This window comes from Micromonospora sp. AMSO31t (assembly GCF_008868175.1).
GTDB lineage: Bacteria > Actinomycetota > Actinomycetes > Mycobacteriales > Micromonosporaceae > Micromonospora.
The window spans coordinates 1-16031 of sequence record NZ_WBKT01000132.1; the positions used below are offsets into that span (position 1 = coordinate 1).

Consider the following 16031-nt stretch of genomic DNA (forward strand, 5'->3'; position numbering starts at 1 on the left):
CGCGTAGGGCCAGGCGGTGGGGGGCCACCAGTTCGCGGGGTGGGGCTTCCGGGTCGCCGGTCAGGCGGCCGGCCAGGAGTTCGACCGCCAGGCGGGCGATGCGTTCCTTGTCGGGGGCCACGGTGCTCAGGGTCGGGATGGAGAAGCGCCCGTCTTCGATGTCGTCGAAGCCGGCCACCGCGACGTCGTCGGGCACCCGCAGGCCGGACTCGTGCAGGGCGCGCAGCGCACCGAGGGCCAGGGTGTCGTTGAAGCAGAAGACGGCGTCGGGGCGTACCCCGGTGGAGAGCAGGTGCCGCATGGCGGCCGCGCCGTCCGCGCGGTGCCAGGCCGGCGCGGGCGCCACGAGGCGCTCGTCGTACGCGATGCCGGCCTCGGCCAGCGCGGCGGTGTAGCCGGTGAGGCGGAGCCGCGCGCTGGCGCCCTCGGGGGTGCGTTGCGAGCCGATGGCGGCGATCCGGCGGCGGCCGAGCCCGACGAGGTGGGCGGTGATCTCCCGGGCGGCGGCCACGTTGTCGACCACGACGTGGTCGGCGGGGCCGTGGTCGACCCGCTCGCCGAGCAGCACCATGGGCATGCCGTCGAGGCCGGCGAGGTCGTCGGCGGTGAGCGCGAGCGGGCTGAAGATCAGGCCGTCGATCATGTGGTCGCCGATGCCGCTGGCCGCCTTGCGTTCCTGCTCCGGGCCGCCGCCGGTCTGGTCGATCAGCACCGTCCAGCCGTGCTCGGCGGCGGCGGTGACGACGTGCCGGGCCAGCTCGGCGAAGTAGGGGATGTCCAGCTCGGGCACGGCCAGGGCGATCACGCCGGTGCGGCCCTTGCGGAGGTTGCGGGCCGAGAGGTTGGGGCGGTAGTTGAGTTCGACGATGGCCGCCTCGACCCGGGCCCGGGTGTCGGCGCGGACGTGCTGGTAGCCGTTGACGACGTTGGAGACGGTCTTCACCGACACGCCGGCCCGTTCCGCGACGTCCTTGAGCCTGTGCCGCACTGCGCTTCCTCCCGGGTGACTGCTGGGGCGCACTCTACCGCGTCACGACGACGTAACGATCGCTTTACAGCGTTGCTTACAACGTTGTACAAACCAGGGACACCGGTGACCGAGGTCACCGGGTAGAGCACCGAGGAAAGGGTGGCACCCGTGCCGAACGCGCAACTCACGATCGACCCGACCTTCACCATCGGCGCGGCCGACCGTCGCCTCTTCGGTTCGTTCGTCGAGCACATGGGGCGCTGCGTCTACGGCGGTGTCTACGAACCCGGCCACCCGGAGGCCGACCCGCGCGGCTTCCGGCGCGACGTGCTGGACCTGACCCGCGAGCTGGGTGTGTCGGTGGTCCGCTACCCGGGCGGCAACTTCGTCTCCGGCTACCGCTGGGAGGACGGGGTGGGCCCGGTCGGCGACCGCCCGCGCCGGCTCGACCTGGCCTGGAAGACCATCGAGATTAACGCGTTCGGCCTGGACGAGTTCATGACCTGGGCGGCCGAGGCCGGCGTCGAGCCGATGATGGCGGTCAACCTCGGCACCCGCGGCGTCCAGGAGGCCTGCGACCTGCTGGAGTACGCCAACCACCCGGGCGGCACCCAGCTGTCCGACCTGCGGCGCAAGCACGGCGCCGAGGACCCGTACGGGGTCCGGCTCTGGTGCCTCGGCAACGAGATGGACGGGCCGTGGCAGGTCGGCCACAAGACGGCCGACGAGTACGGCCGGCTCGCCGCCGAGACGGCCCGCGCCATGAAGATGATCGACCCGTCGATCAGCCTGGTCGCCTGCGGCAGCTCCAACCGCAGGATGCCGACCTTCGCCGCGTGGGAGGCGACGGTCCTGGAGCACACCTACGAGCACGTCGACTACATCTCGGCCCACACCTACTACGACCCGTCCGACGGTGACCGGGCCAGCATCCTGGCCTCCGCCGTCGACATGGACAACTTCATCCGCGAGGTGGTCGCCACCGCCGACCACGTGGCCGCCAGGCAGCGGCACAAGCGCAAGCTGAAGATCTCCTTCGACGAGTGGAACGTCTGGTACGAGTCGCGCCTCCAGGCCGACCTGGACCGGCGCGGCTGGGTCGAGGCGCCGGCCCTCATCGAGGACGACTTCACCGCGGTCGACGCCGTGGTGGTCGGCGACCTGCTGATCACCCTGCTCCGGCACGCCGACCGGGTCGGGGTCGCCTGCCAGGCGCAGCTCGCCAACGTGATCGCCCCGATCCGCACCCGCAACGGCGGGCCGGCCTGGCGGCAGAGCATCTTCCACCCGTTCGCCCTGACCGCCCGGCACGCCCGGGGCACGGTGCTGCGCACCGAGCCGGTCGGCCCCACCTACGAGACGAGCCGGTACGGCGAGGTGCCGGTGCTGGACACCGTCGCCGTGCACGACGAGGAGACCGGCGAGCTGGCCGTCTTCGCCGTCAACCGGGGTCCGAACGACCTCCCCCTCGATCTGGACCTGCGCGGGCTGCCCGGCCTGCGCGCCGTGGAACACATCACCCTCGCGGCCGGCGACGACCCGGCCGCCACGAACACCGAGGCGGAGCCCGACCGGGTGACGCCTCGGGAGGTCACCACCCCCACCCTCGACGGCGGCCGGTGCTCCGTGGCGCTGCCCGCCTGCTCCTGGAACCTGCTGCGCTTCGCGCCTCAGCCGTGACCAGGCAATACTTCAACCCGTCCCCCAAGGAGTAAGCATGATCCAGAACGAGATGAGCCGGCGCCGGCTGCTCGGCCTCGGCGTCGGGCTCGGCGCGGCGGCCACGCTGACGCTGGCCGGCTGCGGCGGCGGCAGCAGCACGAAGGGGTCCACGGCGGCCGGCAACGGCGGCAAGGACTACACCGGCCCGAAGGTCGACCTGAAGCTCTGGAACGGCTTCACCGGCGGTGACGGCGACATCTTCAAGAAGCTGGTCGAGCAGTTCAACAGCGAGCACCAGAACATCGCCGTGAGCGTCATCACCTACGAGTGGCAGGACTACTACAGCAAGCTGCCCGGTGCGGTCACCAGCGGCAACGGCCCGGACATCGCGGTCATGCACATGGACCAGCTCGCCACCTTCGCCGCCCGCGGCGTGATCACCGAGCTGGACGACGTGGCCAAGGCCCTGGAGCTGAGCGAGGGCGACTTCGCCCCGACGGTGTGGAAGGGCGGCATCTACCACGACAAGCGGTACGGCATCCCGCTGGACATGCACCCGATGGGCTTCTACTACAACAAGGCCGTCATGCAGAAGGGCGGCCTGGACCCGAACAAGCCGCCGACGACCAAGGACGAGTTCACGGCGGCGCTGACCGAGCTGAAGAAGGCCGGCGTGCAGGGCTTCTGGGTCAGCCCGTTCCAGTTCACCGGCGGCATGACCTTCTACAGCCTGCTGCACCAGTGGGGCGGGACGCTCTTCGACGCCGAGGTGGCGAAGGCGACCTTCAACGCGGACCCGGCCGTGGAGGCGTGCGCCTGGCTGGTCGACATGATCAAGCAGGGCTTCTCCCCCGCCAACGTCGGCCAGGACGCCGACTACCTGGCGCTCAAGAGCGGCAAGAACGCCTTCAACTTCAACGGCATCTGGCAGATCAACGACCTGAAGAAGAGCGCCCAGGTGCAGTGGGGCGTCGCCCCGTTGCCGCAGATCGGCAGCCAGAAGGCCACCTGGGCGAACTCGCACAACTTCACGATCGTCAAGCAGCGCAGCGCCGACAACAACAAGGTCTCCGGCGCGAAGGTCTTCATCAACTGGCTCAGCCAGCACTCGCTCGACTGGGCCAAGGGTGGCCAGATCCCGGCCCGCAAGGAGGTCCGGGAGGGCGCCGAGTTCAAGGCCCTGCCGGAGATCAGCGCGCTCGCCCCGGAGCTGGAGTACGCCGCCTTCCCGCCGGCCTCGCCGGGCCTCGGTGAGGTCATGACCACCTTCTACAACGCGTTCAATGAGGCGGCGCTCGGCAAGAAGTCGCCGAAGCAGGCGCTGGACGACGGTGTGGCCAAGGCGAACAAGCAGCTCGAGGACAACCGCAAGAAGTACGGGAGCTGATCCGCCGTGGCGGACGTGATCGAGGTCGGGGCGGCGCGTGGTGACGCGCCGCCCCCGGCGGGCCGCAACCGCCGTCGGGGCGCGACGGAACGGGGGCACCGGGCGACCCCCTACCTCTTCCTCGCGCCGTATCTGGTTCTCTTCCTGGTCTTCGGGCTGGCGCCGATCCTGTTCGGGATCTGGATCAGCCTGCACCAGTGGGACCTCCAGCTGCCGAACCGGCCGTTCATCGGCCTGGAGAACTACCGCGACCTGTTCTCCAGCGACTCGGCCGACTACGCGGACTGGTGGTCCAGCGTCCGGGCCACCGCGATCTTCACCGTACTGTCGGTGCCGCTGCTCGTGGTCGTCCCGCTGGGCCTGGCCCTCCTGCTGAACGAGAAGTTCCCCGGCCGGACGTTCTTCCGGGCCGCGTTCTTCGCCCCGTACGTGCTCGGCGTCGCGGTGATCGGCCTGCTCTGGCGCTTCCTGCTGGACGCGAACCTCGGCCTGATCAACCGGCTGCTCGGCGCGGTCGGGCTGCCCGCGGACACCCCGTGGGTGACGGACGTGCCGTGGGCCTGGGTCTCCCTGGTCGGCGTGACGGTCTGGTGGACCTGCGGCTTCAACGCCGTGATCTACCTGGCCGGGCTCCAGGACATCCCGGCGGAGCTGTACGAGGCGGCGCGGGTCGACGGCGCGACGGCCTGGGACCGGTTCCGCCACGTCACCCTTCCCGGGCTGCGCCCGGTGCTGCTCTTCGTGCTCACCACGACGATCCTCGCCTCGGCGAACGTCTTCGGGCAGTCCTTCCTGATCACCCAGGGGGCGCCCGGCGAGCAGACCCGGACCGTGGTCTGGCGGATCGTCGACGAGGGGCTGCGCAACTACGACGTCGGCCAGGCGTCCGCGATGAGCGTGCTCTTCGCGCTGCTGCTGGCGGTGGTCAGCATCGTCAACTTCCGGCTGTTCCGCTACCGGGAAGACTGAGGGGACGACCATGACGAACGTGCGTCGGGTGGCGCGCTACGGCGCGCTGCTCCTGATCACCGCGGTGTTCGTGACCCCGCTGGTCTGGATGCTCCTCACCTCGCTGAAGACGTACGAGGACGCGCAGCAGGACCCGCCGAGCTGGCTGCCGCACCCGTTCTCCACGTACGGCTTCGACCAGATCCTCGGCAACACCGCCAACCCGGTGCTGCGCTGGTTCCTCAACAGCATGCTCGCGGCCAGCCTGCACACGCTGCTGGTGCTGGTCACCGCGTCGATGGCCGCGTACGCCCTGGCCCGGCTGCGGTTCCGGGGCCGGAAGGTGAGCTTCGCGCTGATCGTCGGGACGCTGTTCCTGCCGCCCACCTCGTTGATCATTCCGAACTTCGTGATCGCCGATCGGCTGGGCTGGATCGACACCCTGACGGTGATCGTCGTGCCGGGCGCGGCGAGCGCGTTCGGGGTCTTCTTCCTGCGCCAGTTCTTCCTCTCCATCCCGGCCGAGCTGGAGGAGGCGGCCGTGCTGGACGGGGCGAACCACTGGCAGGTCTTCTCCCAGGTGCTCCTGCCGCTGTCGAAGCCGGCGCTGGCCACCCTGGCGGTGTTGTCGTTCCTGACCAACTGGAACGACTTCCTGTGGCCGGTCTACGTGCTGTTCAGCCCGGAGCGGCTGACCCTGCCGGCCGGCCTGGGCCTGCTCCAGGGCGCCTACGTGACCGACTACCCGGTGATCATGGCGGGGGCGGTGCTGGCCAGCGTGCCGGTGCTGATCCTCTTCGTGCTCGCCCAGCGGCACATCATCCAGGGCGTGTCGCGCAGCGGTCTGAAGGGATGACCGACCGGCGGATTCGGCGACGCGGCGCGGCGGCCCTGGCCGCCGCGCTGCTCGTCGCCGGTTGCGGCAGCGGAGAAACCCCGTCGAGTACGCCGGAGGGCGCGCACGTGTACACCAACCCGGTCATCCGGACCGACGCCCCCGACCCGCAGGCGATCCGGGTCGGCGACACCTGGTACCTGTTCCACACCAACTCCGGTGGCCGGAACGTCCCGGTGCTCACCTCGCCCGACCTGGTCGCGTGGACCGAGGCCGGTGACGCCCTGCCGGACCTGCCGGCCTGGGCCGACGCCGGGAAGACCTGGGCGCCGGAGGTCATCCAGCTGGCCCCGGACCGGTTCGCCCTCTACTACACGGTGGCCGACCGGGCCTCCGGCCGGCAGTGCCTCGGCCGGGCGCTGGCGGCCACCCCGCTCGGGCCGTACCGGGACGACGCGGACGGGCCGCTGGTCTGCCAGGCCGAGCTGGGCGGCTCGATCGACGCCAGCCCGTACCGGGACACGGACGGGAGCCTCTGGCTGCTCTGGAAGAACGACGGCAACGCCGTCGGGGTGGACACCTGGCTCTGGTCGCAGCGCCTCTCACCGGACGGGCTGCGGCTGGTGGGCACGCCGACGAAGCTGCTCAAGCAGACCGAGCCCTGGGAGGGCACGCTGATCGAGGGGCCGTTCTTCCACCGGCACGACGGGAAGCTGCTGCTCTTCTTCGCCGCGAACGCCTACGACAAGGACACCTACGCCGAGGGCTACGCGGTCTGCGAGAGCCCCACCGGGCCGTGCGTGAAGGCCGCGGAGAACCCGATCCTGACATCGAACGCGGTCGCCTCCGGCCCGGGGCACGCGTCGATGATCGAGAAGGACGGCCGCACCTGGCTGCTGTACCACGCGTGGCCGCCCGGCCAGGAGGGCAGCACCGACCCGGGCCGCCAGGTCTGGCTGGACGAGGTGGTCTGGACCGACGGCCGGCCCGTGGTGAAGGGCCCGACGGCGGAACCCCAGCCGCGCCCCTGAGCTGAAGGAGGGGCCCCTTCTTGACAGACGTCTGTCAAGAAGGGGCCCCTCCTTGCGCGGGGTCAGCGGGTGGCGGGCGCCGGTTCGTCCGTGGCCGCCTCGCGGCGGGCCAGGCGGTTCTTCCGGTGGCCGTAGCCGAAGTAGATGAGCCCGCCGAGCAGCATCCAGGCGAGGAACCGGAGCCAGGTCTCCACCGACAGGTTCAACATCAGGTAGAGGCAGGCCAGCGCGGACACGATCGGCAGCACCGGCGAGAACGGCACCTTGAACGGCCGCTCCAGTTCCGGGCGCCGCCGGCGCAGGATCGGGACCGCGATCGAGACCAGCACGAACGCGCAGAGCGCGCCGATGCTGACCAGGTCGGCCAGCGCGGAGAGCGGCAGGAAGCCGGCGAGCAGGGCCACGCCGACCGTCATGATCGCCGAGATCCGGTACGGGGTGCCCCAGCGCGGGTGGATCTTGGCGATGGACGGCGGGATGAGCCCGTCCCGACCGATGGCGAAGCCGATCCGGCCCATGGCCACCAGGTCGACCAGGATCACGCTGGTCAGGCCGGCGACGGCGGCGATGGAGACCAGGATGGCGGCCCAGCCGGCGCCGACCGCCTCGAAGGCCGAGGCGATCGGGGCGCCCTCGTCGATGTCGGTGTAGCGCACCATGCCGACCAGCACGAGCGAGACGCCGATGTACAGCACGGTGGAGATGCCCAGCGTGCCGAGCAGGCCCAGCGGCAGGTCGCGGCGCGGCTTGCGGGTCTCCTCGCCGAGGTTCGCCACGGCCTCGAAACCGGTGTACGCGAAGAACACCACGGCGGCGGCGGTCAGCACCCCGGCGAAGCCGAAGATCGACGGTTCCAGCCCGAAGACGGCCTGGGTGACCGGCTGCCGGATGCCGTCCTCTCCGCCCCCGGCCGGCTCGGCGGTCGGGACGAACGGGCTGAGGTTGGCGGCCTTCACGAAGAACGCCCCGGCGACCACGATGAACACGCAGATGGCGACCTTGACCAGGACCAGCAGGTTGGTCACCCGGGCGGACTCGCGGATGCCGACGATGCCGATCGCGCCGAGGATCAGCACGATGGCGATCGCGCCGAGGTTGACGACGCTGCCCTCCTCGGCGAACCAGGCGCTGGGCAGGTTGAGGAGTTCGGCGAGGTAGCCGGACCAGCCGCGGGCCACCACCGCCGAGCCGAGCGCGAACTCCAGCAGCAGGTCCCAGCCGATGATCCAGGCGACGATCTCGCCCATCGTCGCGTAGGCGTAGGTGTAGGCGCTGCCGGCGGTCGGCACGCTGGACGCCAGCTCCGCGTAGCAGAGGGCGGCCAGCAGCGCGACCACGCCGGCGATCGCGAACGAGATCACCACGCCCGGACCGGCGTGGTTCTTCGCCTCGATGCCGGTCAGCGTGAAGATGCCGGTGCCGATCACGATGCCGATGCCGAAGCCCATGAGGTCGATCGCGCCGAGGCGGCGGCGCAGGCCGGGCCGGCCGTCCTCGCCGTCGGCCTCACCCTGGGCGAGCACGTCCCGGATCGGTTTGGTCCGTAGGACGGACATGACCACCTCCCACCGTGCGACCACCACGGTGGCGGTCCGTGATCGGGCAAGCTACCCAGGCCCTTCGCCCGCTAATCCGGTCCGGGAGGTGTCGGACAGATCACGAATCGGGCGGTGGCCCGGCTCACCCTCGGACGTTCGGCCCCACCTGCACATCGATCCGTCCGGAGGTCTTGCGCCCTGTCCGGATTGATGAAAGTTTTCTACCGGTGACAGATACAGTGCGGCGAATCTTGCCGGATGCGCCGCCCGTCCGCCGCCACCCGACACGCCCCCGTGAGCCCCAACGAAGGGACCGCACCGCATGAAGGCAACTCGGCTCGGAGCCGCCGGGCTGGCCCTGGCGCTGCTCGGCACGCTCGTCGCCGGCACCCCCGCGAGCGCCGCGGAGAGCAACACGGCGACCGAATCCACCGCGACCACCTGCGTCACCGACCCGGCCGTCCCGAAGCGGCAGTTCCGGGCCATGTGGATCGCCTCGGTGACGAACATCGACTGGCCCAGCAAGGACTCCTGGACCGCACCGGACCAGGTCGCCAAGCAGAAGGCCGAATATCTGGCCTGGCTCGACCTGGCCCAGAAGCTGCACCACAACGCCGTCGTGGTCCAGGTCCGCCCGACCGCCGACGCGTTCTGGCCCTCGCCGGTCGAGCCCTGGTCGGAGTACCTGACCGGGGTCCGCGGCCAGGACCCGGGCTGGGACCCGCTGGCCTTCCTCGTCGAGGAGTCGCACAAGCGGAACCTGGAGTTCCACGCCTGGATGAACCCGTACCGGGTCTCCATGCCGGCCCCCGGCGGCGCGGGCGCCGACATCGCGAAGCTCGCCCCCAACCACCCGGTGCGCCAGCACCCGGACTGGGTGTTCGCCTACCCGCCGGCCGGGGTCGCCGGCAGCCGGCTCTACTACAACCCCGGCATTCCCGAGGTCCGCGAGTTCGTGCAGACCGCGATGATGGACGCCGTCAAGCGGTACGACATCGACGGCGTGCACTTCGACGACTACTTCTACCCGTACCCGAGTGGCACGTACCAGTACCCGGACGACGCCACCTTCGCCCAGTACAACCGGGGCTTCACCGACAAGGCCGACTGGCGGCGGGACAACATCAACCTGCTGATCCAGGAGATGAACGCCAAGATCAAGTCGGCCAAGTCCTGGGTGAAGTTCGGCGTGAGCCCCTTCGGCATCTGGCGCAACAAGTCGGCCGACCCGAACGGCTCGGACACCACCGGCTCGCAGTCGTACGACATCATCTCCGCCGACACCCGCAAGTGGGTCAAGGAGGAGTGGATCGACTACATCGTGCCCCAGCTCTACTGGTACATCGGCCAGTACCCGGCGGCCGACTACGCCCGGCTCGTGCCGTGGTGGGCCGAGACCGTGCGGGGCACCAACGTCCAGCTCTACATCGGACAGGCCGACTACAAGAGCGGTGACCCCGCGTACGGCTCGTTCTGGATAAACCCGCAGGAGCTGTCGAACCACCTGACGCTCAACCGGTCGTACCCGGAGGTGCTCGGCAACGTGCACTTCTCCGCCGTCCAGGTGCGGGCGAACCGGCTCGGCGCCACCGACATCTACGCGGCCGAGCACTACTCCCGCCCGGCGCTGGTGCCGACCATGTCGCAGCTCCCGGCCAAGCCGCTGCTCTTCCCGGTCGTGACCGGCGCCGAGCGGCAGGCCGACGGGGTGCGCCTGAGCTGGCGGCAGCCGGCCGACGGCAAGGGCCCGTTCGGCAAGGCCACCGGTTATGCGATCTACCGGTTCGACGGTGTCGGCCTGGCCGGCCGCTGCGACTTCGCCGACGCGTCCCACCTGGTCGCCACCGTCCGCGCGGACGGCAACGTGCAGTCCTGGGTGGACACCACGGCGGCGTCCGGCGCGCGCTACACCTACTACGTGACCGCGCTGGACCGGGTCTGGAACGAGGGCCCCGCGAGCCCGCCGCGCTTCGTGCGCTGACCCGCCACGACAAGGGACGCCCGGGGCTCGTGCCCCGGGCGTCCCGGCGTCTTCAGGCGGCCTTGCGCAGCCGCACCTCCAACCCGATCAGCCCGTCCCGGTCCACCTCGGCACCGCCGAAGGCGCTCTCGGCGGCGAGCCGGGCGAAGGCGCCGGCGGTGACCGCCCGCCGCCGCAGCATCCGCAGGGCCGAGCGGGTCCAGAAGGCGTCCAGCCCGCCCAGCCCCATCCGGGCCACCTCCCGCTCGATGTCCGCCGGTGTGGCGTCGGCGCGCAGGTCGTGGATCACCGCCCGGCCACCCGGCCGGAGCACCCGGTGCAGCTCGTCCAGCGCCCGCACCGGGCGGACGAAGTTCTTGAACGCGGCCTGGCAGACCACCAGGTCGAACGAGTCCGCCGAGAACGGCAGCTCGTGCACGTCGCCCTGGCGGAAGGTCACCTCGACCCCGGCGCGCCGGGCCGACTCCCCCGCCAGCTCCACGAACGTGTGGCTGACGTCCAGCCCGGTGATCCGGTACGGCCCCAGCCGGGCCAGCTCGATCGCCAGGTAGCCGGGGCCGGGCGCCACCTCCAGCACCGCCGCCCCGGCGGGCAGCCCCTCGGCCAGCCGGGCGGCCTGCCGCCGGTACTCGGCCAGTTGCGCAGCGGAGCCGCGGTTTCGCGCGTACCAGCGGACGGTCCTGCCCTCCATCTCGGGCAGCAGCTTGCGCTTGGGCGCGCGCAGGTCCTTCGTACTCATCTCGTCCTCCAGCCTCGGGTCGTGCGGGCACGAACCGACCCGGGGACGGAAGCCCGGTTATCGTTGCGGTTGCCACCTTGCGGCCGGGTTGCCGTTCCCGCGGTCTCGGTTCGCAGGTCGGGGCCCCGGCGGTGGTGTTACCGCACCCCCGCCGGGGTCCGCTCTCAGTGCGGCTCGGTCCCCCTCTCCGCCAGGTCCGCCAGGTCTCTGTGCGGCTCGGTCCCTCTCTCCGCCAGGTGCGCCCACTCGGGCGGCACCGCGCCGGTCTCGTGCCAGGCCCGCCACTCGGCCAGACCCGGCAGCGCGCCGGTGGTCAACTCGTCGAGCAGGCCGCGCACCCAGGTCGCCTCGGCCTCCCGGACGGCCAGGTCGTACTCGGCCTCGATGAGGAAGATGCGGGGCACCTCGCGGGCGTGCCCGGCCAGCGCCGCCCGCTGCGCGGCGAGCTGGCCCTCCAGCCGGTCGAGGCGCTCCCGCAGCAGCTCCATTGCCTCGTCGGGCCCGAGGACGCCGAGCACCGACAGGCCGGCCTCGAACCGGGGCTGCTCCCGCTCCGGGACGGCGACCAGCTCGCGGGTCCAGTCGACGAGTTCGGCTCGCCCGGCCTCGGTGATCCGGTAGACGGTGCGCTCCGGGCGCCGCCCCTGCCGGCCGCTCTCCACCGCCGCGATGAGGCCGTGCCGCTCCAGGTTCGCCACCACCGTGTAGAGCGAGCCCCACTTGATCGGCATGTCCTGGTCCTTGCCGCGGGCGCGCAGCACGGCGGCGATCTCGTAGGGGTGGCGGGGGCGCTCGACCAGCGCCGCGAGCACGGCGAGGGCCATCAGGTTCCCGACCGGGCGTCGCTTCGGCACCGCCGCCTCCTCGCCACCGATTACTCGTAGACGAGTATACGGCCGGCGACCCCCGACGCAAGGCATTCGTCTGTTTCGACGCATGTCACCAACACGTCGCCCGCGGCATCGCCCGCGGCTCCGCCGTCGATCGACAATCGTCGACATCTGGCCCCACATCCCCGGGGAGGTAACCGTGTCCCGACGTCTCACCACCCTGCTCGCCGCCGGCACGATCGCCCTGCTCACCGCCGTCGGCGTGGCCACCCCCGCCGCCGCCGCGGTGAGCCGCGAGCAGAAGCTCGCCGTGCTCTCCAGCTGGACGCAGACCAGCGCCAGCAGCTACGCCGCCTGGAACTCCGCCCGAGTGAACCGGGCGCCCTGGACCGAGTACGCCTTCGACTGGTCGACCGACTACTGCTCATCCAGCCCGGACAACCCGCTCGGCTTCAGCTTCAGCCTCTCCTGCTACCGGCACGACTTCGGCTACCGCAACCACAAGGCGATGGGGGTGTTCCCGGCCAACAAGTCCCGGCTCGACAGCGCCTTCTACGCCGACCTGAAGCGGGTCTGCGCCACCTACAACACCGTGGTGCGACCGGCCTGCTACAGCCTGGCCTGGACCTACTACCAGGCGGTGAGCGTCTTCGGCTCGGTCGCCGCCGTCCAACAGGCCGACCTCGACCGCGCCGCGCGGATGAAGGCCGACGCCGAACGCGCGGCCGCCCGGCACTGACCCCCCGTCGATCCGGAGGTTCGCGTCGCCGCAGGCCCGGATCCCGGCGCGAACCTCCTGGTCAACTCGCCGTGGAGCGGCGCGGCGCGGGAGCCGTGAAGCGGGGCGAGTCGGGGGTGGTCAGGTCGGGATGTTCCAGGTCGAGGGCCAGGGTGGCCGCCTCCTCCAGGCGGAGGGCGGCCCCGCTGGCCCAGGCGGCGTCGAACGCCGCGTCACCCAGCACCCGCCGCAGGTCCACCTGCCGGGCCAGCCAGTAGGGGCCGTAGATCCCCGGGGTGGCACGCAGGCTCGCCCGGGTGGCCTGGGCCGCCCCGAACAGCCGGGCCGCCGTCACCGGCTCGCCGCCCAGCGCGCAGCGCACCGCGATCGCGTTCACGGTGTCGCAGGCCCGGCCCAGGTAGCCGTGGTTCATCCGCGAGCGGAGCGCCACGAGCAGGTGCTCGTGCGCGGCGACCAGGTCACCCCGGGCCAGCGCGACCAGACCCAGCAGCATGTCCACCGAGCGGCGGCCCCGCTCGACCGGGCGGGCCGCCTCCACCGGGCGGGCCGCGCCGAGCACCTCGGCCGCCTCCTCCAGCGCCCCCCGGCGCCACAGCAGCTCGGCGAGGTTGTAGACGGCGAGCAGCGCGTCGGAGACCACGTCCTGGGCGTACGCCCAGTCGATGACCTCCCGGCAGATCCGTTCCGCCTCGACGAACTGTCCCATGTCGACCAGCGGCGCGGCCCGTCCCGCCAGCACCCGGGCCAGCAACCCCAGATCACCGGCCTGCCGGGCGGCCGCCTCGGCCCGCTGCGAGTAACGCAGTTCCTCGGCGAACTCGCCGTCCGCCCCGGCGTGCAACGAGTGCATGTGGTACGCCGCCGCCAGCTCCGCCTCCGGGATCGACTCCCCCGTCTCGGCGATCCGGCCGTAGAGCCGGAACAGCCAGAGCCGCCCCTCCCGGGCCAGCCCCCGCTCCCGCCACCACTGGTCCAGCCCGCCGGCCAGCCGCAGGCCCGAACGGGCGCTGCCACCGGTGGCGCACCAGCGCAGCGCGGCCCGCAGCTCACCGGCGAGCGGGTCGAGCGCGTACAGGGAGAGGGTGACCGGGCGGCCGTCCGGGCCTAGGTGGGCCCGTTCCAGGGCGTGCCGGGACCAGGCGACGTGCCGGTCCCGGGCGGCCTGCTCCTCGCCGGCCTCGATGAGCCGCCGGGCCGCGTACGCCCGGATCGGGTCCAGCATCCGGTAGGTGCTGCCCGAGGCGCGCGGCTCGGCCAGCACCATCGACTTGTCCACGAGCACCGACAGCGGGTCCAGCGGGTCGTCGTCGAGCAGCCACTGCACGGTCGGCAGGTCCACCGGGCCGGCGAAGACGGCCAGCCACCGCAGCAGCCGGGCCGAGCGCGCCCCCAACGTCCGGTACGACCAGGTGACCGTGGCCTGCATGGTTAGGTGCCGCTCGTTCGCCGAGCGCTGCACCGCGCGGCTGGCCGGGGTGGCCGGAGCGGCCCCCTTCGCGGCGGCCACCAGGTCGACGGTGTCCTGCTGGTTGCCGGTCCAGCCGGGCTCCACCACGGGCGGCTCCGGCTCGTCCCGCCCGGCGTCCAGCGTGCCCAGCATGTCGTCGAGGCGCTCGGCGAGCTGCCCGGCCGACAGCACCCGCAGCCGCGCGGCGGCCAGCTCGATGGCGAGCGGCAGCCCGTCCAGGCGCCGGACCACCCGGCGCAGGTCGGCCTGCTCGGCGGGCTCCGGCGCCCGGCCGCCCCGGGCCGCCGCCGTGCGGTCCAGCAGCAGGGCCACGGCGTCGCTGGCCCCGCCGTCCGGGCCCGGGTCCACCGACAGCGGCGGGATCCGCCACACCACCTCACCGGGTACGCCGAACGACTCCCGGCTGGTGGCCAGCACCCGCACGCCCCGGCCACCGGCCAGCAGCCGGGAGATCACCTCGGCCGAGGCGGCCGGCTGCGCGTCGCAGGTGTCCAGCACGACCAGCATCCGCCGGGCCGCCGCGTACTCCACCAGGGTGTCCACCATGGGGCGGCCGGGCTCCGGGCGGAGCCCGAGCACGGCGGCGATCTCGAACGCGACCAGCCCCGGGTCGGTCACCGCGGCCACGTCGACGAACCACACCCCGTCCGGGTACGCCTCGACCACCCCGGAGGCCAGCTCCACGGCCAGCCGGGTCTTGCCGGCCCCGCCCGCCCCCAGCACGGTCACCAGCCGGTACGCCTCGACCAGCCGCCGCAGCTCGGACCGCTCGGCCTGCCGGCCCACGAACGACGTGACCTGGGTGGGCAGGTTGTGCGCCACCGCGTCGGCGGTACGCGGCCGCGGGAAGCTCCGCTCCAGGCCGGGCGCGACGAGCTGGAACAGCCGCTCCCGGTCGTCGAAGCCGCGCAGCCGGTGCAGCCCGAGGTCCAACAGGGACGCCCCGTCGGGCAGCGGGTCGGCGTGCCGGGCCGTCGCCGCCGAGCAGAGCACCTGTCCACCGTGGGCGGCGGCGGCCACCCGGGCGGCCCGGTGCACCTCGGGGCTGGCGTACTCGCCGTCGCGGGGTTCGGCGTAGCCGGTGTGCAGCCCCATCCGGACCCGGGGCGCGGCCTCCGGAGTGGGCCAGTCGTGGTCGCCCAGCGCGCGTTGCGCGGTGAGGCAGGCGTGCACCGCCGCCCCCGCGTCCGGGAAGGCGAGGAAGAACGAGTCGCCCTCGGTCAGCAGCTCGGCGCCGTCGGTGCCGGCCAGCGTGTGGCGCAGCAACCGGCGGTGTTCCCGCAGAACCGGGCGGTAGCCCGGACCGAGCAGCTGGGCCAGTCGCGTGGAGCCCTCGATGTCGGTGAAGACGAAGGTCACCCAGCCGCTCGGGAGGTGGATCCGTGGCGACATGCGTTGGAACCTCCGCCCCGTGACGTCGGCTTCATGCTGCCCTATGGTCACGCGGTCACGCATCGTGAGAACGGCCGGGGCGATTCCGACCCAAGGTGCCAAAGGATCACACGGGCGGCAGGCCGGATCGACCGGCGGGCCGAGGGCGGACGGTCGGTCAGCAGCCGCAGGCGCCGCCGCAGCAGCCACCGCCGGCCGGGGCGGAGGCCCCGCCGACCGGTCCGGATCCACCCCGGCCGGTGACCGCCACCGCGGAAAGCAGCTTCACCGTGTCGGCGTGTCCCTGTGGGCAGGAGGCCGGCTGACCGGCGTCGGCCATCGGGCGGTTGACCTCGAAGGTGTCGCCGCAGGCGCGGCAGCGGAACTCGTAGCGGGGCATGCCACCAGGGTACGGCCGGACCTGACGCCTCGGCAGTCATGGGTGATACTCGACGGGTGGTGGACGGCGAGCAAAGATCGACGGTTCGGCCCCTGCGACCGGCCGCGCCGCCCGACGGCGGCGCCGGCCCCG

Annotated in this window: 13 protein-coding genes; 7 read left to right on the top strand and 6 right to left on the bottom strand. The window is 72.2% G+C overall.

From position 1 onward, the window contains the following. Positions 1 to 988: LacI family DNA-binding transcriptional regulator (locus tag F8274_RS23570; protein ID WP_151464553.1), on the bottom strand; the 988-nt coding region annotated here is incomplete at its 3' end. 150 nt (positions 989 to 1138) lie between these two features. Here F8274_RS23570 and F8274_RS23575 point away from each other — a divergent pair. Genes F8274_RS23575 through F8274_RS23595 form a run of 5 tightly spaced genes read left to right on the top strand, consistent with a single transcriptional unit; the run spans position 1139 to position 6833 of the window. Next, entirely contained in the window at positions 1139 to 2650 is a 1512-nt protein-coding gene (locus F8274_RS23575) for an alpha-N-arabinofuranosidase (protein WP_151464554.1), read from the top strand. Positions 2651 to 2687: 37 nt separating this feature from the next. Further along, complete coding sequence (locus F8274_RS23580) at positions 2688 to 4019, top strand: ABC transporter substrate-binding protein (protein WP_151464555.1); 1332 nt, start codon at positions 2688 to 2690, stop codon at positions 4017 to 4019. Between the two features lie 6 nt (positions 4020 to 4025). Continuing rightward, positions 4026 to 4988: a carbohydrate ABC transporter permease gene (locus F8274_RS23585; protein WP_151464556.1), complete on the top strand. Its 963-nt coding sequence runs from the start codon at positions 4026 to 4028 to the stop codon at positions 4986 to 4988. A gap of 10 nt (positions 4989 to 4998) precedes the next feature. Further along, positions 4999 to 5823, top strand: a complete 825-nt coding sequence (locus F8274_RS23590) for a carbohydrate ABC transporter permease (protein ID WP_151464557.1) — start codon at positions 4999 to 5001, stop codon at positions 5821 to 5823. Further along, on the top strand, positions 5820 to 6833 hold the full coding sequence (locus tag F8274_RS23595; RefSeq protein WP_151464558.1) for a glycoside hydrolase family 43 protein: 1014 nt from the start codon (positions 5820 to 5822) through the stop codon (positions 6831 to 6833). The genes F8274_RS23590 and F8274_RS23595 overlap by 4 nt, the downstream gene beginning before the upstream one ends. Before the next feature lie 62 nt (positions 6834 to 6895). Here F8274_RS23595 and F8274_RS23600 read toward each other — a convergent pair whose 3' ends face one another. Next, the gene (locus tag F8274_RS23600; protein ID WP_151464559.1) at positions 6896 to 8389 is read right to left on the bottom strand and encodes an amino acid permease; all 1494 of its coding nucleotides are present in this window, start codon (positions 8387 to 8389) and stop codon (positions 6896 to 6898) included. Between the two features lie 304 nt (positions 8390 to 8693). On the opposite strand from F8274_RS23600, the gene F8274_RS23605 reads away from it, so the two are divergent. Continuing rightward, the gene (locus F8274_RS23605; RefSeq protein ID WP_151464560.1) at positions 8694 to 10352 is read left to right on the top strand and encodes a glycoside hydrolase family 10 protein; all 1659 of its coding nucleotides are present in this window, start codon (positions 8694 to 8696) and stop codon (positions 10350 to 10352) included. Between the two features lie 52 nt (positions 10353 to 10404). Here the strand turns inward: F8274_RS23605 and F8274_RS23610 are convergent, their stop codons facing one another. Continuing rightward, positions 10405 to 11091, bottom strand: a complete 687-nt coding sequence (locus F8274_RS23610; RefSeq protein ID WP_192579952.1) for a class I SAM-dependent methyltransferase — start codon at positions 11089 to 11091, stop codon at positions 10405 to 10407. A 164-nt stretch (positions 11092 to 11255) separates the two neighbouring features. After that, positions 11256 to 11945 (bottom strand): PadR family transcriptional regulator, encoded by a 690-nt coding sequence (locus F8274_RS23615; protein WP_151464561.1) that lies wholly within the window; start codon positions 11943 to 11945, stop codon positions 11256 to 11258. A 175-nt stretch (positions 11946 to 12120) separates the two neighbouring features. Between F8274_RS23615 and F8274_RS23620 the strand changes: the two genes are divergently transcribed. Then, positions 12121 to 12660, top strand: coding sequence for a phospholipase (locus F8274_RS23620; protein ID WP_151464562.1), 540 nt, complete (start codon positions 12121 to 12123; stop codon positions 12658 to 12660). Between the two features lie 61 nt (positions 12661 to 12721). Here F8274_RS23620 and F8274_RS23625 read toward each other — a convergent pair whose 3' ends face one another. Continuing rightward, positions 12722 to 15520 carry an adenylate/guanylate cyclase domain-containing protein gene (locus F8274_RS23625; protein WP_151464563.1) on the bottom strand — a complete coding sequence of 933 codons (2799 nt, stop codon included), beginning with the start codon at positions 15518 to 15520 and terminating at the stop codon, positions 12722 to 12724. A gap of 157 nt (positions 15521 to 15677) precedes the next feature. Beyond that, positions 15678 to 15899 carry a zinc ribbon domain-containing protein gene (locus F8274_RS23630; protein ID WP_151464564.1) on the bottom strand — a complete coding sequence of 74 codons (222 nt, stop codon included), beginning with the start codon at positions 15897 to 15899 and terminating at the stop codon, positions 15678 to 15680. Between the last annotated feature and the right edge of the window lie 132 nt (positions 15900 to 16031).